Genomic DNA, 23,145 nt, shown 5'->3' on the forward strand with positions numbered 1-23,145 from the left:
ACTAAATGGGGTCTTGACCAGAAATCAGCTTGGAGGTTTTTTAGTGGAACCAAACACATATGAGGATATGAAAGATACGCTGGCAGACAATTACATGCCAATGACTTCCTTTCGAAGTGGAGTCGAAGAGACAGTCAGACCAGATGTAGAATGCTACACCATTCAAATTGTGAACATCGCGCTGGTCGGAGATTCAGAATCATGGGTTCTGGTAGATGCGGGGATGCCACAATCAGCGGAACAAATCATCGAGATTGCCCGGGGGCGCTTTGGTGAGGAAGCCAAGCCGAGAGCCATCATGCTCACTCACGGTCATTTCGATCATGTCGGGGCAGTCATCGAGCTCGTAAAAGCGTGGAAGGTTCCCGTCTATGCTCATCCACTAGAAATCCCATATTTGACAGGCCAAAAATACTATCCCGAGCCAGATGGAACTGTTGAGGGTGGGCTGCTTGCGAAGCTGTCACCGTTGTTTCCAAATGAACCAATCGATTTGGGCAGCCATGTTCTTCCTTTGCCCGAAGATAGGAGCGTTCCCGAAATGCCTGGATGGCGCTGGATACATACACCTGGACATTCGCCCGGGCACATTTCCTTCTTTCGTGATGAAGACAGAACTCTCCTCGCAGGGGACGCTTTTGTTACGGTTAAGCAGGACTCGTTGTATCAAGTCGTGACTCAGCAAAAGCAATTGACCGGTCCTCCTGTTTATCTTACAACCGATTGGCAGGCAGCTCGGCGATCCGTCAAAAAGCTTGCCAATCTCGCTCCTGCGTATGCAATCACTGGTCACGGTCCACCTATGTATGGCGAGGAGTTGGCCGATGGATTAGTCCAATTGGCTGCGGAGTTTGATCGAGTAGCTGTCCCCAAGTATGGACGTTATGTGGATATGGAGATGTAGACTGGCAGAAAAGCTGACGTCGGGATCGTATCGACGTCAGCTTTTTTCCTTCCTATTCAACCAATTCAGGATGGAAGCGCTGGGCTAATAATCGTGTCGCTCTCGCAGGATCAATCTCGTACACAAGCAGCTCCTCGCCCCCTGAAGCTGCGACACACAGTCTTTCCCCCGTAGGCGAAATCAAAGCCGTCGTCACCTGTTGATTCGGAATCGCGTAGTTCACGCTGGCGAAGTAGATGTTGTTTTCCAAGCTTCGGCAAACCATTGCCCCGTTGTAAAAATCAGGATTGCTGACTTCCCCTGTAAACATCGGATGGAAAACGATGCTCGCCCCGCGGCGTGCCGCCCACCGTACCGTCTCTGGATACCGCCATCCCTCATGGCAAATGACAATGCCAAACGACACATCCTCTATCGTAAACAATTGGCGCCCTTCACCCGGGACATAGTCAAACTGATCCTCATCTGGATCGATCTGATTTTTGATTTGTAGCCCAAGATCTTCTCCCTGTTTCCCCACCACATAGGCGACTAGATGAAAGCCGCGCTCATCCTTCCATTCCATCGGTAAAATGACGGCGAGCTGGCGTTCCTTCGCCAGAGCACGAATCTCTTCCAAAGCTCTCTGTTGTAACTCATGATCGTATGCTTCCACTTCATAGCCTACACCGCGCAACCCCGGAATGACCGATTCAGGAAAGCAAATCAGATCGCAATTGTTTTGCGCAGCGTTGATCATCTGCTGCTTGATGATTGCAAGCCCCTCCGCCGCTGATTGGGGAAACCTCGTCTGAGCCAAACCTATTTTCATGAGGAATACCTCTTTCTATGAAAGATTTCTTTTTAGCTCTGTGAAAAATTCAAATCTGTCAGCCTGTTCAGGCAGAGCAGACACCTGTGCATCCCCTAGCTCGAGAATGGTCCAAGAGCCATTTTCCAGCTTGGCGATATCCATGGTGAAAAAGCGGCTCTTGATTTTTTTCGCTACCACTAAAAATGGCTGGAGGTCTGGCAACGTATCGTCATATTGTCCTTCCTCCCAGTAATTCGCCATGTACATGGGTTCACCATCCAAAAAGAAAATGCGATATTCCTGGGATAAAGGCATGTTGCTTTGCGAGTGATGGGTCAAAAATTGAAGCTTCACAAATTCTCGAAAGACGACACCCTCATTCAACTCATCCTGCTGCAGCTCCAAAAATCGGCTGGTCACTTGCTGTACCTTTTCTTTATCGGAAGCATCGGGAATATAGCAAGCCTCATTCCAATCGTGCTTTCGAGATTTAACATAATCTTTAATCATGATCGGAGCCTGTCCAAATCGATTTACGATCCGATACACGTTTTCAAATGACTCGTCTATCTCTTCTTTGTGCAGCCAGACCGAAAGCGGTGTGTACTCTTTGATGACTTCATAAGATTCAGGCAGGTAATGGCAATGCACGTACTTTTCAGGTGTATTGATTAACTCTATATTTTTGGCTAGCAGGATGTCGTACAATTTTTGGTACAGAAACGGTTTTAGCATCCATCCCCTGTAGATAGCCGTTACTTTTTCAGGAGCTGGTTGTATTTGTTTCACAGCTGCTAACGGGTTGTCATGGTATATCAGTTGCTCCAAGCTGATCAGATGAATGTCCAAGCCGAGTTGTTTTGCGCACGTATACTCATATTCGTAGGTTTCATCGACTTTGTTTTCTTGAAATGGCTGGCTGCAAAATAAGACTTTCATCTGCATGACCCTCCTCCAGATGCTAGTGAAAAACAAGGGAAAAACAGGAATTTTCAATATCATTCCATTATACAAAATAATTTTCCCAATGCAAAAAAACCGTCAAGATTAATCCTGACGGTTACCTCATTTTGCTGGTTTATCGCTTTTGGACACGTAAAACAGGTACTTTTTTTGGTTCAAAGGTGTCTGCCAGTACCTTCTCTTGAATAACATTCAGCTTGAGCAAACTCGAAATTTTCCCGGTATCCGCCTTCGACACGAGGCGCCAAAGCGAAGGATCTGGCAAGGCGTTGTAAAGGCGATCATCGTTGTATTCTCGCCGCTCCTGATAGTAGATCAGCAGCTTGTATTCGCCTTCCTCTGCGCTGCCTGCTTCGCTGTAAGCTTCAATCAGTTTACTCCGCAGCTCGTTCAACTCTTCCTCTACCTGCTTTTGAATTTCCTTTAACTCGTAGTAGCGAGCAATCGGTTGGTCCATCCGCTCTTCCTCCTTTGGTTACCCCTGTACCCAAAATCCATATGAGAAAAAGTCGGTTGGTAGAACCATTCGCTGGCAATGAAAAACAGCCTCCTTTTTCATTTCCGTCATGAAAAGGAGGCTGCGGATCAAGCTCTACCATTATTACTTTTCAATCATCGTGTTGATTGCTTCACCCGGGTGTTTTTTCAAGAAAGTAGAATACTCTACTTCCCATGGATTCCATTTGCCGTCACCTTGATAGCCCCATACGGAGTTGATGCGGGAAACGGTATCTGTGTTGTTCATACCTACGAGTCGTTGCTCCCCTACCAGCTCAAATGTACCGTTCGCATCCATATCGACTGGAGTCAAAGACCCGAATGGATAAGAGAATACAGAAACAGCATCTTCTGTTGGCTGTACTTTGCCTGCTTTGTCATACAGCTTGGCAGCTACGTATACATCCTGGTTGGCACTCACGTCAAGCGTCAGCGGCTTATCCAGGTGGGAGCCTTTACCCTCTACTTTAAAGCCATCCACAAATTTCCCCTCGTAACGGATTCCTTCGTTTTCCTTCTCACCAAAAATCACGGTTGGCTTGTTGTTTTCAAAGGTAGCGATTACGTGGCTGTAAACACCGCCGCTTCCGCCAGTCGCTGTTTTCACGAAGGCATCCGCAACATGATCACCCGTGAAGTCCACGAGAGTCAGCTCACCTTCATAGCCACCCAGCTCTTTGATATCCGTTTGGCTATAAGCGCCGGATTTTCCGTCTTTCACTACGATGTTCAGATTGGAGGAATAGATGTCATCCGCTTTTTCTTTTTCTCCAATCAGGTATACGACGTCATCCTTCTTATCGCCATTCACGTCAGCCGTTTTTTGATCGATCACATAGGTGTTTTTCGCGAGCTTCAATTCAGCTGCCGCAGAGAACAGCTTTCCTTTTTCAGAGTCTGCGTGTGCTACCTGTGTGTTCATTGCAGAAAATCCAGCTACGCCTACAACTCCTGCAAGCAGCAAATATGTAACAGGCTTCATCCATTTTTTATTCATCGTTATGGCCTCCACTAGATGGTAAGTTATTGGTTACATTTACTACTATAGGACGAGACCCATTCTATTTCGTTACAAAATGTTTACGAATGATATACAAATAGGAGACAGCACGTTACTTGACGTTATCCAGCACACTTTTGATAATGGCTGGCGAGTCCTGTAGGATGTTCAGATTGTAATGCTGTCTGACCGCATGATAGACCGCATCTACGTTTTTGCTGCTTTTATTTTTGCGATAGGCAGCCACTTGCTTGGTAATACTCCCAACCTTCGTCCGTCTTTTTCCCCGGCAGAACGAGCGTGATAAAGAGAAACAAGCGGTCATACGGACGTAAAAACGAAGGATGTCGTTTCGCACAGATAAAAAAAACGACCAGGCTCATGCATCTGGTCGCTGTAAAAAATGTTTGTCGTTGCTCTTATGCTGTTATTCGGCATCGGCTGTAGAAGCAATCGGCTGCACGCCCATGTTCTCCAGCTTTTCATAGATATCCTTTAATTTCGGATTTCCCTCACCGACAATTTCCCCGGAAATTACGACAAGCGGATACCATAAATCTTCCTCGATAATGCGATTCGCCCAGCTTTTGTCATCGTCTGTCTGCGGCTGTTGAAAGTCGCTATAAACGATGCGGATGCTGTCACTCCCATATTTGCGAGAGAGTGCCGCCTCCAGCCACTCGGCTGTTTCCTTTGCAGATGGCAAATTGACGCAGCTTGCGCACAATTGCTCTGTCCCAAAAACCTTGATATCGACAGTCACTATATCCGCCCTCCCCCGGGTCAGCTAGCTTAGGACAATGCTTGTTCCAGGTCCTCGATCAAGTCCTGAACATCTTCAATACCAACAGAGATGCGCACCAAGCCATCCGTAATGCCCAGCTCAGCACGGCGCTCTGCCGGGATAGATGCATGTGTCATGCGTGCAGGTACGCTGATCAAGCTCTCCACTGCACCCAGTGATTCAGCCAGCGTGTAGTATTTTACCTTTGCCAACACTTCGTCAGCACGCTCTGCGCTTCCTACGTCGAAGGAAATCATGCCACCAAAGCCACGGGCTTGCTTTTGAATCAGCTCATGACCGGAATGGTTGGACAGTCCAGGATAGATCACGCGTTTGATATCACTGCGCTCAGACAGCCATTTTGCTATCGTACGTGCGTTGTGCTCATGCTCTTCCATCCGAATTCCCAGCGTCTTCATACCACGCAGCAAGAGCCAAGAATCTTGTGGCCCGAGCACTCCGCCAATTGCATTTTGCACAAAGTGGAGGTCTTCGCCCACTTGCGCATCTTTTGCTACGACCAGACCTGCTACTACGTCGCTGTGTCCGCCCAAATATTTCGTTGCGCTATGGAACACGATGTCAGCACCGAGATCCAGCGGATTTTGCCAGTATGGTGTCATGAACGTGTTGTCTACCACGAGCAGCACGCCTTTTGCTTTCGCGATGCCTGCCAACGCGCTGATGTCGCTTACTTTCAGCAGCGGGTTTGTCGGTGTTTCCATAATGATTGCTTTTGTTTCCGGGCGAATTGCCGCCTCTACTGCTGCCAGATCACTCGTGTCTACATAGGTTGCTTCCAGACCCATACGGGAGAATACACGTGTAACGACGCGGTAAGTACCACCGTATACATCGTCACCTACCACGAGATGGTCGCCTTTGTTGAACATGGAGAGGATGGTAGAGAGTGCCGCCATACCAGAACCAAATGCAAAGCCACGAGCGCCGCCTTCGATTTCTGCGATGTATGTTTCCAAAGCGTGACGAGTCGGGTTCCCGGTACGGGAGTATTCGAAGCCCTTGTGAACGCCAATTGCTTCCTGTTTATAAGTACTTACCTGGTAAATTGGAACGGATACGGCTCCTGTATGTGGATCTCCATCGATTCCGCCGTGGATCAGACGAGTTTTGATACGCATCTTAAATTCCCCCCTGGTAAATTTTTTTGCTTAGATAACGTTCACTGCCGTCAGCAAACAGTGTAACGATATTCGTCCCTGGAGCAGCTTCTCTTGCTTCGCGCAGTGCCGCTGCCATGGCTGCACCTGAGGAGCTGCCTACGAGCAAGCCTTCCTTGGCAGCCAGCTGCTTGACCAGATCGAATGCTTCCACATCGAGAATCGTGTGAATAGCATTGAAGTAGCTCGTATCCATGAATGGAGGCAAAAACTCCATGCCGATCCCCTCTGTTTTATGCGGGCCGGATTCTCCCCCATTCAAGATGGAACCTTCTGGCTCGACAATGACCGTTTTTACGTTTGGGTTTTGTTCTTTCAAGTAACGAGCAGCACCCATGAAAGTACCGCCAGAGCCCGCGCCTGCCACAAATACGTTTACTTGGCCGTCCATTTGACTCCAAATTTCCGGACCTGTTGTTTTGTAGTGTGCGTCTGGATTTGCCGGGTTAGCAAATTGCTGTGGTACAAAAGCACCTGGAATCGATTCTGCGAGTTCTTTTGCCTTGGCAATTGCACCCTTAATCCCCAACTCTGTCGGTGTATTGACGACTTCTGCTCCGAGGGCACGCATCAGCTCTTGCTTTTCCTCGGAAAACTTCGCTGGTACGCAGAAGATGACTTTATAACCAGTTCCTACAGCGGCCAGCGCTACACCAATTCCTGTATTTCCTGCTGTCGGTTCGATAATGGTACCACCTGGGGCCAATTGGCCATTCTCCTCTGCGGCACGAATCAACTCCATGCCGAGTCTGTCTTTTACGCTGCCTCCTGGGTTAAAATATTCCAGCTTGGCGAACAAGCGGACACCTTCAGGGAGCTCAAATTGTGTAATTTCGACGATCGGCGTATTACCAATCAGTTCCTTCACATTACGAAATACGTTCACGAAGATCTGACTCCTTATATTGAAGTACTTGCTTCTTTCTTTTTCATTATAACATGCAAAGATTACAAAAAGTCCATGCTACTAAACTTCGGTGTGTCAGCGGAACTTCAAAGTGTCAACAGGGCATGTAAGCCATGGATTTCTCACCATGGTATGATTATAATAAAGGAGAGGTTGGAAAGGAGTGAATGTAACATGGATATCATGGATCAAGTACAAGAAGTTCTCGATAAACTGCGTCCTTACCTGCAACGTGACGGCGGAGACGTACAACTCGTTGATGTAGAAGATGGCATCGTGAAGCTGCGCCTGATGGGTGCTTGCGGTAGCTGCCCTTCCTCTACCATCACCCTGAAAGCAGGAATCGAGCGTGCACTGGTGGAAGAAATCCCAGGCATCAAGGAAGTTCAACAAGTATTCTAATCCAGTCACATCAACATGAAAGCAGCTACAGCAACCGCGTAGCTGCTTTTTTCATTTCCTCTTCCCCATTCCCTTTTCCAAAAAAGCAATAACGCGTTTCTCGTATTCCTCTGGAACTAACGGATAACTGCGGACGTGACCCGCTCGCGGTACGATCCAAATCTCGGAATCTTTGTCTTGCGTCAGCTCAAATAGTCGTTCGCTGTTCACCATGGGGATCGTCGTATCGCCTGTTCCGTGTATAAAAAGGATCGGCTTTTCCGCTTGCTTGACTGCCTGATACGGATTGACGTCACGCGGATTAGCTCCTAGCAATATAGGACACAAGGTAAGGATGAGCCAGTTGAATGGAAAGCGAGGCAGGCCCGTCCACTGCGGCAAGTTCTCAACCAAGTATTCACGCAAGGAATAGAATGGAGAATCCGCTACAATCGCAGTGATGCGTTCATCCACTCCTCCCACCATCAAGGAGGTTGCCGCCCCCATGGAAAACCCGACGAGACCCAGTGTATGTTCCGGCTTCTTGGCTGCCGCAAAATCAATGGCCCCCCGCAAATCCTGCTGTTCCCGAAGACCAATCGTAGTCAGCGCGTCGCTGGACTCACCCGCATTTCGAAAGTCAAACATCAGCACGTCAAAGCCGGCATGAACAAGTCTTGCCGCTAGTGACAGAGCGGGAAGATGCGGTTCTAATCTGTTTTGGCTATACCCATGGGCGAAGACTACAGTACGTCCATTGGAGACTTTCCCATTTTTTTCAGCTGACAAGTACCATCCAGCCAACGAAATGGTCGTTTCCCTGCTCGAAAAAACGATGGATTCCACCTGTTCAATCCCAAAATCTCGGGGGTCCATGTTAACCGGCTTTCGTACGGGATGCGTCAAGCGCCAGGTTACGTGAAACGACACGGCTACTGCTGCAATCAAGAGTAGCAATAAGAGTCCTGTGATTCCTACAAAGAACGTGTTCATATGGCAGTCAGAGGTTCCCTCCCACTTAGTACAGCTACGATGTTAGCAGCAGCCAGCCTCGCCATCTCTGCCCTCGTTTGCACAGTCGCACTACCGATATGTGGCAATGCGACTACATTTGGCAGTTGCAAGAGCGGGTTATCCATCGGGACAGGCTCGACCGCAAAAACGTCCAGGCCTGCCGCCCATATTTTTTTGTCTACCAACGCTTGATACAATGCGGACTCATCGACTGTCCCACCACGAGAAGCATTGATAAACACAGCGGTTTCTTTCATGAGCGAAAATTGTTTTTCCCCCATTAACATGCGTGTGTCCTCTGTCAGCGGTGTAAGCAGAACGACGTAATCGGACTCTTGCAGAAGCTCCGCCAAATCAGCATACCGTGCTCCTGTCTCTTGCTCAGCCTGCGGTTTGCGATTCCGGTTGTGATACAAGATCCGCATGCCAAATCCTTTGGCGCGTCTCGCCACAGCTTCCCCAATTCGTCCCATCCCAATAATCCCCAGAGTCGAACCATATATATTTTGTCCAGCCATGAGGGTCGGACTCCACGATGTCCATTCCCCCTGCAATAAAAATCGATTGGCTTCCGTCAATCGGCGGCCTGTTGCCATCAATAAAGCGAAAGCCAAATCGGCTGTAGACTCTGTTAGCACATCAGGCGTGTTGGTTACGATGACCTCGTGTCGTCTGCACGCTTCCCAATCAATATTGTCGTAACCGACCGCCATGTTCGCCACGATTCGGAGTCGTTTTGTACGCGCCAAAAATTCCTCATCCACGCGTTCTGTCAGCATGGTCAAGACGGCATCTACATGTTCAATCTTTTCCAGCAACAACTCACGCGGGATCGGTGTATTTTTTGTCCATTGCTCGACCTCGGCTACTCTTTCAAGCATCGCGATCACTTCAGGATTGAGTTTCCTCGTAACGAAAACTTGTTGCTTGATCATCTTTTTTCCTCCACAACCAGTCAATTTGTGGAATGGATACGTCATAACGCTGTGCAATGAATAGGGGGTACTTTCGAAGTCCGTCTTCCATTTTGGTTAGCTCGTCTTCCAACTGCGTTTGCCATGCTTCGATGTTGACTTCCTGGCGCTCTTCTACTGGCAACTCCATATAGGTCTCCACGAGCCTCAAGAACCTGCCTGGGTAGAGCATGAGCGCATAAATCACGGCATATTCAGCTGGCTGTAGCGCAGAGACGCTGTTGTAGCCGTCGAGAAAGCTGGTCACAGCCTCTTCATTCCAGCCGTTTCGCTTTGTCTCGGCTTTGATCCACTGCCCCACATCACGAGTACGCATATCAAGAACCCAGTTCCATTCACCTGCCATTAGACGTACATCCTTCTCTTTCCATAGCATATACCCTTGATCAAAATTTTGGTAGGCTACTTTCCCGAGACTAGCTGTTTCCTTCACAACTTTATCGTATCCAGCATCCAACAAATATTGAACGGACAATTCACCAAGCTGAGTAATGTAGGTGAAGCAGGTCAACAAATATTCATCCATTGGCGCGAGCTCTACATTATCCTCATCCATCTCATCCCGGTACTCATTAAAATTCCGTAGCTTTTTGCGCCACATACTCGGCCAGTTGCCAAGAGAGCTATAAGGGATAAACATCTTGTCAGATGAAAAATCACTCGTGGCTAGATGGAACTGTGCGAGTGATTGGCCGCTGGCATAAAATGGATTGTCAGGAACCGCCTCCCGCACGCCTCTGTATAAATAGTAAAGCTGCTCATCATCAACGATGTGAGCCTGCCCGCTTGTTGTATTCACCAGCTTTAACAAGCGAATGTTTTGCTGTTGACTCAAATGATTTTTTACTTTTTCAATAAACTTGCTTTTGTATTTATATCCGGCTGGCGCCTCGAACATGTAGTAAAGGCCTCGATCCGTTTCCAGTACCTTGCTTGCACCCGTCGTGCGATATCCCTGGAGTTCAAAACCGTACTTCTCCTGAAGAAGCTCTTTTTCTTCCATACAGTCGTTCACCCTCCTTGCATACTGCTCTTCTGGCATTGTATGTCGTTAGATCGGGATAGGTGCCTATCTGTATGCAGATACTAGATACATTCATGCCGACTTTCTGGGTGCTGAAAAGTCGACTTATTGAACACGCACGTGAAAAAGGAGGAACCTCAAGCATGAGTGAGCATCCACTAAATAGTGAGAGTTGTCTGGACTTCGTTATTGAGCTTTTGGAAAAACGAGGAGTCAGTATGAACGACATTGCTGAAATTGTCATGTTCCTACAGTCAAAATATATCCCGGACATCACCTTGGACATGTGTCTGGACAGTGTTACTGCCGTCTTGAAAAAACGTGAGGTCCAAAACGCGTTGCTGACTGGGGTTCAACTCGACATCCTCGCAGAACAAAAGCAGCTGCTGCCTCCGCTCCAGGCGATTATTGAATCAGACGAGCCTCTCTATGGCATAGACGAGGTACTCGCCCTCGCCATCGTCAACCTGTACGGGAGCATCGGATTCACCAACTTCGGTTATGTAGACAAGCTGAAGCACGGCAAACTCGCCGACCTCAACGACAAGCGTTTTGGTGTCCATACTTTTTTGGACGATCTCGTCGGTGCGGTCGCAGCAGCCGCCTCCAGCCGTATTGCCCACCGCCAGAAGCAGCAGGAAGAATGCGCAGAATCATAGGTAGATTCGTCGCTGCCATTCAGGCAAATCTTCGGCAATATGGGTAGGCGCAGCATGATGCTTGTCTGCTTCTTCGCGGGTGGAATAGCCTGTCAAAACGAGCAAGCTGTCCAAGCCGCTGTTGGCACCTGCCTCAATGTCCGTATATAAATTGTCCCCGACGATCAGCGTGTCAGCCGCAGCAGTACCAAGCTGATCCAGAGCATATCGGACGATGATGGACTCTGGTTTGCCAATCACGATTGGTTTGGTCGCAGACGCAACGGAGACGGCTGCCACCAGTGAACCATTGCCTGGGAACAGTCCGGCATCCGTCGGCAGGGCTGCATCTGCATTTGTAGCGATAAAGGTTGCTCCTGCACGGATAGCGCGTGCGGCGATCGCCAGCTTTTCATACGTAAAAGCACGATCAATCCCAACAATGACATAAGCCGGATCTTCTTCTGTAATCACATAACCTGCATCCGTCAGCTGATCATGCAAGCCCGCCTCTCCAATCACGTAGACGCGTGTACCCGCTGGTGCTTGCTCTCGTAAATAAGTAGCGGTCGCCATGCTCGTGGTATATACGTCCCGAGCCTCTGCCTCTATGCCCATTGTCACCAGTCGTTCCGCCACGTGCTTTGCAGAGGCTGAAGAATTGTTGGTCAGGAACAAATACGGAATCTGATGAGTTTTTAAGTGGGTGATGAATGCTGCGGCTCCCGGAATCGCTTCTTTTCCCCGATAAATCGTTCCATCCAGATCAAGTAAATAGCCTTTATATGGTTTCACGTTGTTCCATCTCCCATCTGTTTCGTAAGCCGGTTGTACAAGCTCTCCCCTCTTAGTGTAAACCTTCATCCTTTCTATCGCAAAAAAAGAGGACCCGATCGGCCCTCTTTTAACGAACAATGCACGGAAGTCCCATTATTTCTTGAATTTAACCATGATTGGCTTGCCGTCTTCTAGGTTCATTTCCCCTTTATGACGGACATACACGGTCTGGTTTCCTGGAAATGTCGGTGGATTTTCGGGATCAAAATCCCGCCAGTTTTTTTGCTTGCCAACTGCGTACTCCATGTATGGCGTCGCGTTGACAAGCACATTATTATCATCATCTGCCTGTACATCCGGCGGCAACTGCTCGATTTTTCCATTATGGATGCCTAGCTTCTTAATGACTTTGTCGTGTTGGTAGTCATACGCTTGGATGACGACATCATTACCGTACACTTGCAAGCGTAGTCCTTGCTTGAAAGCCCCTCCATCCGGCGCGACTTTTTCGCCGCCGTCTGGACCAGCTGACATCCATCCCGTTTCAATCCCGCCCGTGTTTACGACGGTAAAACCGCGTTTGTCTCCGCCTTTGACTTTCTTTTTGCCTGCCCAGTCCGGTAGGTTCAGATCCCAATGGGTGTGACTCGTGAAGAAAACGACTTGCGGATAGTCTTTCAAGATGTCAAGGAGCTTGTCCACCTTCAGGTAATCGTTCATGTATGGATTTTGTTTGGAGCCGGAGACACTGTCTGGAAGCACATGGTGAGAGAATACGAAAATGGGTTTGTTTTCGTCCTGCTTGCTGTAATGCTTCAGATTTTCTTTCAGCCAATCCAGTTGCTCGACGCTCATGTATACTTCATCCCACAATTTTGGATCGTGGTATTTCATGTATTTTTCTGTGCCGAGGAAGAGAAAGGGATATCCATTGATTTCTTTTTGGTGATAGACTTTGTCTTCTCCGCTGAATTCGTAGAAGTTATCGAACAACTCTTCTTCCGTTGTGCCGTTTGGCCAGCTACTTTGTGCAAGCGTTTGGGGATTCTTCCATTTCGGCACATAAAACTCATGATTACCGATGCTGTACCACACGTTTTCAGGGTGAGGATTTTTATCGAGTACATCTTGAACGGCTTGATATTCAAAATCATAGCCGCGAGGAGTAATATCACCGTTAATGATCAGCGCTTCGGACTTTGAATTTTCCTCATTAATGTCTTGCAAAACGTGATCAAAATCTCGGAGGTCTCCTTGGATGTCACTGATCACGTCAAATGTCATCGTCACCTTTTTCTCTTTTGCATGAGCGGAATCATCGACTGGAAGGATTCCACCCAACAAGATGGCAGAAGCAGCTATACTTGATACCATTTTTTTCATTACGGATCACTCCTCATCTGTTTTCGTCACGACACCCACCCGAATAAGCAATATTATCCTGATATCATTCCGCCTTTCTGTTGTTTTCCCTGTGTTTTATTGTTTTTTACACCATAAATAGTAGATGTCCAACATAAAGAAAACGTTAAAACAACATTAAGATTGCGAGAATGGAGCAAAAGGGTACTTAATACCTGCCTGTTTACAGAAAAAAGGCACAGGACCCTAACCGAATCCTGTGCCGGGGAAATCTTGTAAACAAAAGAAAAAAATCCACCCGATTTGAGTGGACTTTCGTTATAGCTCGTTATTTCGCTTCCTTGATGTGGAACACGCATTTGTCTCCGCCTTTTGCCATGCACGTGGTTTGCTCGACATTGGCATTCAAGACCCGACGGAACAACGAGAGCTCACAGCTACACGCTTGGTTGAATTCACGAGCTACTTGCGAGATTGGGCAATTGAACTCCTGAATCCGATAGCCGTCTCCATTTTCGTCCTTTTCCCATTCCACCATGTAGCCTTTATCGTTTTGCAGCTCGGCTAGCTTGGCTACACGCTTTTCCAAGTCACCTTGCATGTGGGAGCGATAAGTCTCCTCCAAGCGATTCTCGCGGCGTCTAAATAGCATTTCTATTTTGGACAAACCATCGATTTCCTTTATGTCTTGTAAAAAATCTAATGTCAAATGAGAATAATTGCGCGGGAACAGTTCATCTGCTTCCTGCGACAATGAATAAACATTCGTTGGGCGTCCCATCGCTTGGCGAACAAGCGTAGACTTGATCAAATTATCTCTCTCCAGGGTGTTCAAATGACGTCGAACCGCCATTTCAGTAATCCCTAGATCGACGGCCATGTCGCTGACAGGGAGTGAACCTTTGACCTTGAGCATGTGCAGGATTTGATCACGAGTGGACGTTCCTTCGTTTGTCATACGTATCACCGTCCTTTCTCCCTATTGTAGTGGATGTAGACGTTTTAGTAAACAAACGAAAGTCTTTTGTATAAAATATCCGCTACTACAATTTAAATTTGTGTTTAAAAAGTTGGCTTTTCAGCACCAAGAAAGTGGAGAGAACCTGTAGAAGGAGGAGCGGAGTGTAGGGGACCTACATGAGCACCGGACTTCAAAGGTGAACGCCACTTTCGATGTCGAATAACCTTTCAGAAATTACTTCGTGATCAAAAGACGACTTTTTAAACTTCCTCTTTAAAACAGTTCTTTTTTCAAGAAGGCTCTCACCTGTGGCTCAAACTGACGAATGGCCCCGGCAGCTTCTTCTACCAGGCTGTACATCTCATTGACCGGCACACTTGTATAATCATTAACCAGGTGCTTGCGGAAATCAGTAACACTTGTCAGGATCAAAGCCTGTTCATCCGTGATGACTTGCTCATCCCGCAATATTTCCACGATGTCGCTGTAGCTTCCTGGATCGCGCATAATGAATCCGTCGATCAGCGCGTTTCCGACATCCACTATTCCTTCGATAGACAAGTGCAGGGCTCGCTCCATCGCTGCAACAGCTACTTCATCTGCCAAAACCGCTTTGGCTCCTCGTTCGCTGAGCTTGTCCAACAGATCAAGCATACGAGACATATGTTCCAATACTTGGTCGATTCGTTTTGTATTCACGTCGTACATATATTTCTCCTTACTTTCGCTTTTTTGATTTGCGTTTTGAGTAGTAAACGGTAAACACAAATGTTAGCACCAGGACGAGAAGCACCAATTCCCCTTCCTGCAAATAGGAATTGCTCACCGGTTTCACCTCTTTTCATCCCTCAGTATACCAAATTTGTACGACCTGTCACGAATCACGTTCGTCTTTTGATCACGGGTGCTCATGTAGCTCCCCTACACTCCGGTCCTCCTTCTACAGGTTCTCGCCACTTTCTCGGTGCTGAAAAGACGACTTTTTGATCGTTCACTTTATGTTACAATGATGGGGTGAATTTTTGCCGGCAAGCATAAGGGGAGGAACACACTGTGGAACGTGAATTGGCTCTGGAAATTGTGCGGGTAACGGAAATGGCTGCACTCGCCTCTTCTCACTGGATGGGACGTGGGAAAAAGAATGAAGCAGATGGAGCAGCGACCAGCGCCATGCGCGCCATGTTTGATACGATTAACATGAGGGGTACCGTCGTCATTGGCGAAGGTGAACTGGATGAGGCCCCCATGCTCTATATCGGTGAAAAGCTCGGTAATCCGGAAGCAGGCGGGCCTGAGGTAGATGTGGCGGTTGATCCGCTAGAAGGAACGACGATTGTCGCCAAGGGTCACAACAATGCCATGTCTGTTATCGCCATCGGCGACCGTGGAACACTGTTGCATGCACCAGACATGTACATGATGAAAATGGCCGTCGGCAAACGTGCTGCCGGACAAATCAACCTTTACGATCCCGTGGATAAAATGATAGAGGTTGTAGCAAAAGCAAACAACAAGCGCGTGCAAGATGTAACGGTCATTATTCAGGAACGCGACCGCCACCAGGCGATTATTGACGCCATTCGTGAAAAGGGTGCGCGAGTGAAGCTTTTTGGAGATGGCGATGTAGGTGCTGCGATTGCTGCCTGTCTGCCGCATACAGGGATTGACCTGTTCTTGGGTATCGGTGGTGCGCCAGAGGGCGTGATCAGTGCCGCGGCGATCAAGTGCCTGGGTGGCGACATGCAAGCCCAGCTCAAGCCGCAAAACGACATCGAGCGCGAACGCTGCATCAAAATGGGGCTCGACAATCCGGAGCAGCTCTTGACGCTGAACGATCTGGTCAAAGGGGACGACGCCATTTTTGCGGCAACAGGCGTCTCTGATGGAGAGCTGTTGCAAGGCGTGCGCTATCTCGGTGATGATATGGTGGAAACTCATTCGATCGTCATGCGTGCCCAAACCAAAACCATTCGCTTTGTCCGCGCTGTACACAATACCGAACACAAACCAAATCTTTTATGGAAGTAGAGGGATACCTATATGGCAAATGATTTGTTTTACTTGTACGACGAAGCTGAGGATACACGAACGCGCTTTGTCAGCTTCACGGGCGAAGCTACACGTTTTGACCTCGCGATTACAACGACCAACCGTTTTTATGGGAAGGCGATTGTCATCAACATTCAAAATGGACGCTCCGCTATTATTGGACATGATGATCTGGAAGAAGAAGGCTATCTGGAATTCGCGTTCAACTTGAACGAGAGTGAAGCAGAAGAATTGAAATCATTTTTGGAAGCAGCTATTTAATTCACCAAAGGAAGAGCGATTGAGGGCTCTTCCTTTTTTTATTTGTAGCTCCCGCCCATTTCCTACTGGACAATGCTCCTTACAGGCGTATGCCTCGTATACTGCTACTGCACAGACAGATAACGAGAGGAGTGCGAATCGCATCATGCAATCTTATCCATACGACCAAAGCTCATACGATCAAAACTCATACGACCAAAGCTCATATGACCAAAATCAATACCATCAAACTCAATATGATCAAAACGAATACGATCAAAACCAATTTGTTCCCGCTCAATATGACCAACCACCTTATTACTCAGCAGACCAGGATTTTCGATACATTCCAGAAGATCAGGCACACCCAGTCTTTTTCCGAAGAAGACGAGGTCCTGAAGTCGTTGTCGTCCCACAGCCATATCCTTGGTGGGGATGCAATACATGCTGGCCTGGCTATTGGCCCACATGGGGCTGGCCTGGTTGGGGACCCGGTGGTTTTGGTGGTCCTGGTGGTTTTGGTGGTCCCGGTGGTTTTGGTGGTCCCGGTGGTATTGGTGGACTCGGTGGTATTGGCGGACCCGGTGGTTTTGGCGGACCCGGTGGTTTTGGCGGCGGTTTTTAGATCGAAAAACGAAAAGAGCCCTGACATACAGGGCTCTTTTTTATGCTTCGGTTATTCTGATTCTTTTTTAGGATTCACGTTTCGGCGTATTTGGTACTGTTGGGACTTTATCGCGTTCGCGATTGGGTTTCAATTGATTGGGACGGCGCTCTCGTGAGTTGGAATCCTTGCCGTTTTTATCGGGTCGATCCTTTTGAAACTTTGGCTTCTCCCCACGCTCGTTTCTCCCTGCCCCATTGCGATCAGCGCCAGCATTGTTCTGGCGATCCTGTTTATTTTGACGCGGGTGATAGCGTCTGCGATCTTTTCGTTCTACAAAAGGCGAAGAGCCACCCTCTTCACGGGGGATGTCCTGACGAATATCAATGATGACATCAAAGCCAGCTTCGTCTTGCCCGCTCTGGTCGTCACCGTTGCCAACGTTTGCTTTTACTTTGCGTAAAACGAAGTACGGACAACCAAAATTGCAGAACTCATGCAGGTACTCATCCAAAGCGGCGATCCGCTGCTCGAACGGTACTTTGCGATTAGCGTCAGTATAAAACCCACGAAGACGAAGCTGACCATAGCCCCAGTCCCCTACAATAAAATCGTACTTGTCGAGGATGTCGCTATAGCGCTCCTTGAACGCTTCAAGGTTCCAGCCGTCTCGATTTACTTCCATGACTTCATAAGTACCGGCTTGCGTGCGAATCAAACTCGCTTCCTCCTTACGCATGTATACTATGTCCATCTTATCATATTTCACGCAACATGAGCTAAATTTCCCACGATAACTGACCTGTGCCTTTGGACATTCTATCGTGTAGGGGGTGTTACCATTGAAAAAGACATGGTTGTATCCTGCGATTGCAGGTATTGCGCTCTTAGCTACTGGTTGTTACAACAATGCTGCGCCTAACTACACGCATCCGAACAAGACGATGTCGTACCAGTCTGCTCCGCACGTTCGAAATTTTGATGGAATGCACGTCCGCAACTACGATGGCATGGGACTGACCAACAATGCTGGGATTAACAACGGTGTATATCCAAATGGTACCTCTCCACGAGCAAATGTAAACAACTACAACGCCTTCACCAGCGGGATGAGACCGTACAATGCCTTTACGGATCATAAAGCTGGTATGGGTACGGGTACAGCAGGTGTTTACAATACTCCGACCGGAAGACACCATTCCATTTATCAACAGCATTCTTGGAACCGCGGTGGAGCAGGAGTCATGCAAACCGGAATGCCACGCATGGGCTATGCGCAGACTGACCGTCAGCATATGAAAACCGCCAGTGTAACAAACGTCTATGTAGACCGTGATGCATTGGCAAAAGCTGTAGGGAATGTCACTGCCAGTTGCCCTGGCGTTCAGCGCTCTACGGTCTTGGTAACGGATAAAGAAGTTTTTGTAGGTGTGCACACACAAGGAGCAGATGCGCACACAGCGAAAAAACAGGCAAAAATGAACGCTGAATCGGTTTCACCACGCTATTACAAAGTGTATGTTACCGATAATCCGAATGACATCCAAGAAATCGCTCGTGTAGCAAGCCGCTCCAGCAACGTGAGTACAGCACGTACAGAAGATGCGAAAAGCATTGAAACGCTTATCAAGCGTATGGGTGGAGCATCCCATAACGTGAAGGCAACTCACAAAGCTACAACCAGTCGCTAAAGCCCTCTCCCCTATATAGTGAAAAACCCCCTCTTTTCCGCTCGTGTAGGGCGGTTTGAGGGGGTTACTTATTATTGCGCTTTCGGCATGGATTCTTTCGCAATCGTTTCCTTCGCGGCACTCGCCTGCTCGTGAGCGTGGTACGAGCTGCGTACTAATGGACCTGACTCCACGTGACTAAAGCCACGCTTCATGCCTTCATCCTTCAAGTGAGCGAATTCATCTGGATGGTAAAATTTTTCTACCTTCAAATGCTTCTTGGTCGGTTGCAAATACTGGCCAATCGTCATGATATTGACGTCGACAGAACGCAGGTCATCCATCGTTTCGATGATTTCCTCCATCGTCTCGCCTACACCAATCATCAGACTGGACTTCGTCGGAATGCTCGGCTGGAATTCCTTCGCCTTTTTCAACAGTTCCAGCGTCCGATCGTACTTGGCTCTTGCCCGTACGCGATCTGACATCCGGCGAACCGCCTCAATGTTGTGGTTTAGTACGTCAGGCTTTGCGTCCATGACCACTTTTAACGCATCCCAGTTCCCCATAAAATCGGGAATCAATACTTCTACAGAGGCAAACGGCAGTCGACGACGAATCGCACGAATCGTATCGGCAAAAATCTGTGCGCCTCCATCTGCCAAATCATCACGAGCAACGGAAGTAACAACGACATGCTTCAAACGCATTTGTTCTGCTGCTTCTGCTACACGTTCTGGTTCAGCTGTATCCAGCTCCGTCGGTAGTCCCGTTTTTACTGCACAAAACCGACAGGCTCGGGTACATATATCACCCAAAATCATGAAAGTTGCTGTACCGCTTGCCCAGCATTCATGAATGTTGGGGCATTTTGCTTCTTCACAAACGGTATGTAGCGTCTTCGTGCGCATGGTTTGCTTAAGCTCTTTAAAGCTGGCTAGTTCTGATCCTGAAACAAGGTTGATCTTGAGCCACTCCGGCTTGCGTTGCGTCATAGGGCTCACTCCTCATGTGACATCATGATACAAGACAATAACAATCTCCATTATAGAGGTTGGATTTCGGAGGGGCAACCTCTTTCCTCCCCCGGAAACAATTACCCAATCCGATGCACGGTATGACGGTTCCCTTGACGAAGCAATGACTCCAGCATACGCAGCTCTCGTTCATGACAGGTGAAAAGAAACACTTGCTGTTCTTGTGCCAGCATCGCGACATAGTCAAGCGTTCGACGCAGACGCTCTTCATCATAATGGACAAAATGATCATCGAAAAACAGCGGCAATGGCTCCGTCTGCTTGGCATGATGCACCAATGCCAAACGCTGGGCAAGGTATAGCTGATCGATGGTCCCCGTGGAACATTGGTCCTGTTCGAGCACCATTTGTTTCGTCGGCGAAAGCAAACGGATGGCAAATCCGTCACGGGGATCGAGTCTGACATCCCGATACGCTCCCCCTGTAATATGCTCGATGATCTCTGAAGCCTGCTGATTTACAGCAGGGGTGCTATCCCGTCTCCATTCCCCTACTGCCTCCTGAAGCATTTCCCGAGCCAACTGAAGAGCATCCCGCTTTTTTTGCAGCTGACGAAGTGCTGCCTGCGCTTCCTCAAGCTCATCAGTCGCGCGAGATAATGACAGGCTCTCATGAACCGCCATCTCCCCATTTCCTCTAGCCATTTGTTCCCGCAGCTCCTGCAGTCTCTCCTCAATCTCCACCATCTCGATACGCAATTTGCCTTGCTCTGTCTCAAGCGCGTTTTTCTCCTGATCAAGTAGGGTTCGAAGTGCCTCCCCCCAGCTTGCAGACAGATCAGCCTCCTGCTTCGTTTTCGCCATCTCGGATAGTAGCTGCTCAGATTGTTGCGTGCGCGTGCTTTTCAGTAGCTCTTCCCGTCTTTCCAAAAATGTATCCCAATTACTCGTCCCCCATTTCTGAACGAGTATGGCGAGTTCAGCATCGAGTGAAGCGATTTCTTCTTGTACTCTTTGACTTTCCTGTACCGTATCATTTTCTGCTATCTGTTTCGGTTCGCCCGTACTCCCTTTTACTCGCAGCAAGAAAACCCCAAAGCCGAACAGCAACAAAGCGGCAGTCACAGAAACTCCTCCCAGAACGGGATGTCCACTCACGAAGCCGATTACCCCGAGAACAGAGAATATCCCTGCGCCGCCCCACATGAGTGCAGCTCCCCGCTTCCTTTTCGCCTGATTGCCTTGGCGAGTCCTTCGTGATGCTGTACTTCGCGGACTTGTGGAAAGGGCCGATACAGCCAGTGACGCCAAACGAATATGCAATACTTCTCGCTGTTTGAGCAATTGTACGCCTTTTTCATAATCGTGCTGTAAGGGTATGAGCTGGCCATCACTCTGTTGTACGGCTACCGTCGGCATAGTTACCTGAGTGAAACCACGTCTTGCCTCTTCGTGAATAGCCAGCTCGGCTTCAGAGCGAGCCGTTTGCTCCCACCACGTCCAGTCTTGTTGACTGACAGGGGCATGGCTTCGTTGCCAGCGTTCCTGCAACGCTTTTGCTTGTCTGGTTGAGCGATCCAGACGCTGCTGCAATCTGCTGCGCCGCAGTTCTAATTGCTGACATTCTTCTGTGGCTTCCGCTATTTGCAGCGTCAGTTGGCTGATCGTTCGCCACGCTTCTTTTGCGTTTTCCTTCTCCTGCTCTTTTTGCGCCACCTTCGTAGCGGCTTTTCCCAAAAGTGTATTTTCGGCCCGTTCTTTTTTGCCGATGACCGCAACCTCCCGATCCAGCTCCGCCAAAATTAGTTGGACAGCCGGATTGGCTTCTTCCGCAGTCGTAAAAGTCGGAATCAAATGCTCAGCCGCCTGAAGTGGTTCCCTCCTGATCCACGTCAAATCCGTAAATAGACTGCGTGTAAGACCCGTATGCTTTTCGATAAAATTCCGTTCCTTGCGTCTGTCTTCCAAATAAAGATCAGTCATTTCCGTCCATTCGGGGTCCAAAAAGAGGCGCGCATCCTCCCGTTCCTTCGTCAACTGACGATGGAGGCGATAGGTTTTGCCCGCTAATTTGTACGTAATGATCGTTTCGTACGCACCACTCTGCCACGGACGGTATTTTTCATATTCAGGCAAGTATCTTGCCGATTTGACGTAATCACGCTTCATTCCATACAAGGCAGCGAAAATACCTTGTAGGATCGTTGATTTTCCTGACTCATTAGGGGCATAAAACAGATTGATGCCTGGAGCAAAACGAAAGGTAGCATCCTGCCATTTTCCGAAGCTCCCCAGCACTAGCTCCTCTATTTTCATCGAATGGTCCCTCCAATCCGCGCCAAAGCCTCTTGCTTGGCTAACCTGACGATTTCTCGCTCGTCCTCATTTTGCGCACGGGATTCCGCCTCTGCCAGCTTGGAAAGCCATCTTCCCCAGACGCCACCCTCTGCGATCAGCTTGTCCTCATCCACATCAGGCCAGGTCTGGTCTGTCAGCTGCAGCACAAAAAAACGGGAAAATCGCTGTTGAAGGACGGACAATGGAGGCTGAAAATGCGCAGCACGTTCTCCTGTCAGCGTGATGTACATCATATCGGAATCCTTTTCCTCTGCGAGTTGCTGCTCCATCCGATCAATGAGCTGCTCAGTCGTTTCGACTCCATTCCCTTTGATATCCAGCTTTCTAATTTTGCGTGACTGGACAGGAATCGCCGTGAGCTGCAATCTGCCATCATGATCTAGCTCTCCATACAAAACATTACGTTCTCCCGCTTCCTTACTCGTCAATCCTTCTGGAGAGCCAGGGTAAGCTGCGAACGGTTGTTTTTTGACAGGATGTATGAATTGCTCCGGCTTGTGAATGTGTCCCATCGCAACATAGTCCATGCCCGTCTGTACGAGCTGCTGCAAGGTGACAGGCGCATACGGATGATGCTCTTCGGCACCTGAATCGGAAAGCACACTGGCATGCAGAACCATCAAATGATGGGCATACCCTTCCAATTTCCCTGGAAACGTCTCGAGTGGCGACTCGTACACATGTGGCTGCCCAAAGCCCCAGCCATAGATCACGCATGACTTTTCGGGAAATTCATACACACCCCACTCGGGTGTAAACCAGTAGACGTTCCCTGACCATTCCAACGTTTGATAAAACGAATCTGCTCGCCACGGATCGTGATTGCCAGGTGCGATCACAACAGGGATTGGTGCGATGCTGGCAAAAAGATCACGTAAAAACATCGCAGTTGATCGTCTTCCCCCGTGGTATTCCAGCAAATCTCCGGCAATGAGCCAGAAGTCTGCTTCCTTTTCTCGGACGAGGTCACGGATTCTTTTCATCGTTTGACGAAAATCATCCTGACGCAGCTCGTAACGCTCCCCCAACATTTGAAGCGGCGCATCCAGATGGACATCCGCTGTATGAATAAATGACAGCACGATCA

At 48.6% G+C, this 23,145-nt stretch carries 26 protein-coding genes; 6 read left to right on the top strand and 20 right to left on the bottom strand.

What is annotated here, in order from left to right:
- The first annotated feature begins 43 nt into the window (after positions 1–43).
- Positions 44–904 carry an MBL fold metallo-hydrolase gene (locus tag C7R92_RS11385; protein ID WP_106834336.1) on the top strand — a complete coding sequence of 287 codons (861 nt, stop codon included), beginning with the start codon at positions 44–46 and terminating at the stop codon, positions 902–904.
- 52 nt (positions 905–956) lie between these two features.
- Here C7R92_RS11385 and C7R92_RS11390 read toward each other — a convergent pair whose 3' ends face one another.
- The 8 genes from C7R92_RS11390 to cysK form a co-directional block, all read right to left on the bottom strand.
- Positions 957–1,715: a carbon-nitrogen hydrolase family protein gene (locus C7R92_RS11390; RefSeq protein ID WP_106834337.1), complete on the bottom strand. Its 759-nt coding sequence runs from the start codon at positions 1,713–1,715 to the stop codon at positions 957–959.
- A gap of 15 nt (positions 1,716–1,730) precedes the next feature.
- Entirely contained in the window at positions 1,731–2,636 is a 906-nt protein-coding gene (locus C7R92_RS11395) for an ATP-grasp domain-containing protein (RefSeq protein ID WP_106834338.1), read from the bottom strand.
- Positions 2,637–2,775: 139 nt separating this feature from the next.
- On the bottom strand, positions 2,776–3,117 hold the full coding sequence (locus tag C7R92_RS11400; protein WP_106834339.1) for a hypothetical protein: 342 nt from the start codon (positions 3,115–3,117) through the stop codon (positions 2,776–2,778).
- 144 nt (positions 3,118–3,261) lie between these two features.
- Positions 3,262–4,155, bottom strand: a complete 894-nt coding sequence (locus C7R92_RS11405) for a hypothetical protein (protein WP_106834340.1) — start codon at positions 4,153–4,155, stop codon at positions 3,262–3,264.
- Positions 4,156–4,270: 115 nt separating this feature from the next.
- On the bottom strand, positions 4,271–4,405 hold the full coding sequence (locus C7R92_RS33130; RefSeq protein WP_279629818.1) for a hypothetical protein: 135 nt from the start codon (positions 4,403–4,405) through the stop codon (positions 4,271–4,273).
- A 180-nt stretch (positions 4,406–4,585) separates the two neighbouring features.
- On the bottom strand, positions 4,586–4,921 hold the full coding sequence (locus C7R92_RS11415; RefSeq protein ID WP_106834341.1) for a YuzD family protein: 336 nt from the start codon (positions 4,919–4,921) through the stop codon (positions 4,586–4,588).
- 29 nt (positions 4,922–4,950) lie between these two features.
- Positions 4,951–6,084, bottom strand: a complete 1,134-nt coding sequence (locus tag C7R92_RS11420) for a bifunctional cystathionine gamma-lyase/homocysteine desulfhydrase (protein ID WP_069848700.1) — start codon at positions 6,082–6,084, stop codon at positions 4,951–4,953.
- 1 nt (position 6,085) lies between these two features.
- Positions 6,086–7,009: a cysteine synthase A gene (gene cysK / locus C7R92_RS11425; RefSeq protein ID WP_007715789.1), complete on the bottom strand. Its 924-nt coding sequence runs from the start codon at positions 7,007–7,009 to the stop codon at positions 6,086–6,088.
- A 195-nt stretch (positions 7,010–7,204) separates the two neighbouring features.
- Between cysK and C7R92_RS11430 the strand changes: the two genes are divergently transcribed.
- The gene (locus tag C7R92_RS11430) at positions 7,205–7,432 is read left to right on the top strand and encodes a NifU family protein (RefSeq protein WP_007715787.1); all 228 of its coding nucleotides are present in this window, start codon (positions 7,205–7,207) and stop codon (positions 7,430–7,432) included.
- Positions 7,433–7,483: 51 nt separating this feature from the next.
- Here C7R92_RS11430 and C7R92_RS11435 read toward each other — a convergent pair whose 3' ends face one another.
- Genes C7R92_RS11435 through C7R92_RS11445 form a run of 3 tightly spaced genes read right to left on the bottom strand, consistent with a single transcriptional unit; the run spans position 7,484 to position 10,402 of the window.
- A complete protein-coding gene (locus C7R92_RS11435; RefSeq protein WP_069848703.1) occupies positions 7,484–8,404 on the bottom strand; it encodes an alpha/beta hydrolase in 921 nt (306 codons plus the stop codon).
- Positions 8,401–9,360 (bottom strand): 2-hydroxyacid dehydrogenase, encoded by a 960-nt coding sequence (locus C7R92_RS11440; RefSeq protein ID WP_106834342.1) that lies wholly within the window; start codon positions 9,358–9,360, stop codon positions 8,401–8,403. The genes C7R92_RS11435 and C7R92_RS11440 overlap by 4 nt, the downstream gene beginning before the upstream one ends.
- Positions 9,317–10,402 carry a protein kinase family protein gene (locus C7R92_RS11445; RefSeq protein WP_069848709.1) on the bottom strand — a complete coding sequence of 362 codons (1,086 nt, stop codon included), beginning with the start codon at positions 10,400–10,402 and terminating at the stop codon, positions 9,317–9,319. The genes C7R92_RS11440 and C7R92_RS11445 overlap by 44 nt, the downstream gene beginning before the upstream one ends.
- Positions 10,403–10,566: 164 nt before the next feature.
- On the opposite strand from C7R92_RS11445, the gene C7R92_RS11450 reads away from it, so the two are divergent.
- Positions 10,567–11,082 (top strand): phosphatidylglycerophosphatase A family protein, encoded by a 516-nt coding sequence (locus C7R92_RS11450; protein WP_106834343.1) that lies wholly within the window; start codon positions 10,567–10,569, stop codon positions 11,080–11,082.
- On the opposite strand, the gene C7R92_RS11455 is transcribed toward C7R92_RS11450, so the two are convergent.
- The 4 genes from C7R92_RS11455 to C7R92_RS11470 all read right to left on the bottom strand — a co-directional run bounded on the left by C7R92_RS11455 (position 11,077) and on the right by C7R92_RS11470 (position 14,869).
- Entirely contained in the window at positions 11,077–11,856 is a 780-nt protein-coding gene (locus C7R92_RS11455) for a TIGR01457 family HAD-type hydrolase (RefSeq protein WP_106834344.1), read from the bottom strand. The genes C7R92_RS11450 and C7R92_RS11455 overlap by 6 nt on opposite strands.
- Before the next feature lie 135 nt (positions 11,857–11,991).
- The gene (locus tag C7R92_RS11460) at positions 11,992–13,221 is read right to left on the bottom strand and encodes a DUF4073 domain-containing protein (RefSeq protein ID WP_106834345.1); all 1,230 of its coding nucleotides are present in this window, start codon (positions 13,219–13,221) and stop codon (positions 11,992–11,994) included.
- A gap of 307 nt (positions 13,222–13,528) precedes the next feature.
- On the bottom strand, positions 13,529–14,158 hold the full coding sequence (locus C7R92_RS11465; RefSeq protein ID WP_106834435.1) for a helix-turn-helix transcriptional regulator: 630 nt from the start codon (positions 14,156–14,158) through the stop codon (positions 13,529–13,531).
- Positions 14,159–14,434: 276 nt separating this feature from the next.
- Positions 14,435–14,869, bottom strand: coding sequence for a DUF86 domain-containing protein (locus tag C7R92_RS11470; protein WP_106834346.1), 435 nt, complete (start codon positions 14,867–14,869; stop codon positions 14,435–14,437).
- Positions 14,870–15,214: 345 nt separating this feature from the next.
- Between C7R92_RS11470 and glpX the strand changes: the two genes are divergently transcribed.
- Both glpX and C7R92_RS11485 read left to right on the top strand, forming a co-directional pair.
- Entirely contained in the window at positions 15,215–16,189 is a 975-nt protein-coding gene (gene glpX / locus C7R92_RS11480) for a class II fructose-bisphosphatase (RefSeq protein WP_069848719.1), read from the top strand.
- A gap of 12 nt (positions 16,190–16,201) precedes the next feature.
- Positions 16,202–16,471, top strand: a complete 270-nt coding sequence (locus tag C7R92_RS11485; RefSeq protein WP_017251371.1) for a DUF3055 domain-containing protein — start codon at positions 16,202–16,204, stop codon at positions 16,469–16,471.
- 143 nt (positions 16,472–16,614) lie between these two features.
- Here C7R92_RS11485 and C7R92_RS32580 read toward each other — a convergent pair whose 3' ends face one another.
- Entirely contained in the window at positions 16,615–16,920 is a 306-nt protein-coding gene (locus tag C7R92_RS32580; RefSeq protein WP_106834347.1) for a hypothetical protein, read from the bottom strand.
- Positions 16,921–17,142: 222 nt separating this feature from the next.
- Positions 17,143–17,808, bottom strand: coding sequence for a YutD family protein (locus C7R92_RS11500; protein WP_106834348.1), 666 nt, complete (start codon positions 17,806–17,808; stop codon positions 17,143–17,145).
- Positions 17,809–17,887: 79 nt separating this feature from the next.
- Here C7R92_RS11500 and C7R92_RS11505 point away from each other — a divergent pair, with 79 nt between their 5' ends.
- Positions 17,888–18,745 carry a YhcN/YlaJ family sporulation lipoprotein gene (locus C7R92_RS11505; protein ID WP_208636200.1) on the top strand — a complete coding sequence of 286 codons (858 nt, stop codon included), beginning with the start codon at positions 17,888–17,890 and terminating at the stop codon, positions 18,743–18,745.
- 71 nt (positions 18,746–18,816) lie between these two features.
- Here the strand turns inward: C7R92_RS11505 and lipA are convergent, their stop codons facing one another.
- From lipA to C7R92_RS11520, 3 genes are all read right to left on the bottom strand, one after another.
- Positions 18,817–19,719: a lipoyl synthase gene (gene lipA / locus C7R92_RS11510; protein ID WP_017251375.1), complete on the bottom strand. Its 903-nt coding sequence runs from the start codon at positions 19,717–19,719 to the stop codon at positions 18,817–18,819.
- 101 nt (positions 19,720–19,820) lie between these two features.
- A complete protein-coding gene (locus tag C7R92_RS11515) occupies positions 19,821–22,016 on the bottom strand; it encodes an ATP-binding protein (RefSeq protein ID WP_106834350.1) in 2,196 nt (731 codons plus the stop codon).
- Positions 22,013–23,140 carry a metallophosphoesterase family protein gene (locus tag C7R92_RS11520; RefSeq protein WP_106834351.1) on the bottom strand — a complete coding sequence of 376 codons (1,128 nt, stop codon included), beginning with the start codon at positions 23,138–23,140 and terminating at the stop codon, positions 22,013–22,015. The genes C7R92_RS11515 and C7R92_RS11520 overlap by 4 nt, the downstream gene beginning before the upstream one ends.
- Positions 23,141–23,145: the final 5 nt, after the last annotated feature.

The organism is Brevibacillus porteri, assembly GCF_003013475.1.
In the GTDB taxonomy this organism is placed as follows: Bacteria; Bacillota; Bacilli; order Brevibacillales; family Brevibacillaceae; genus Brevibacillus; species Brevibacillus porteri.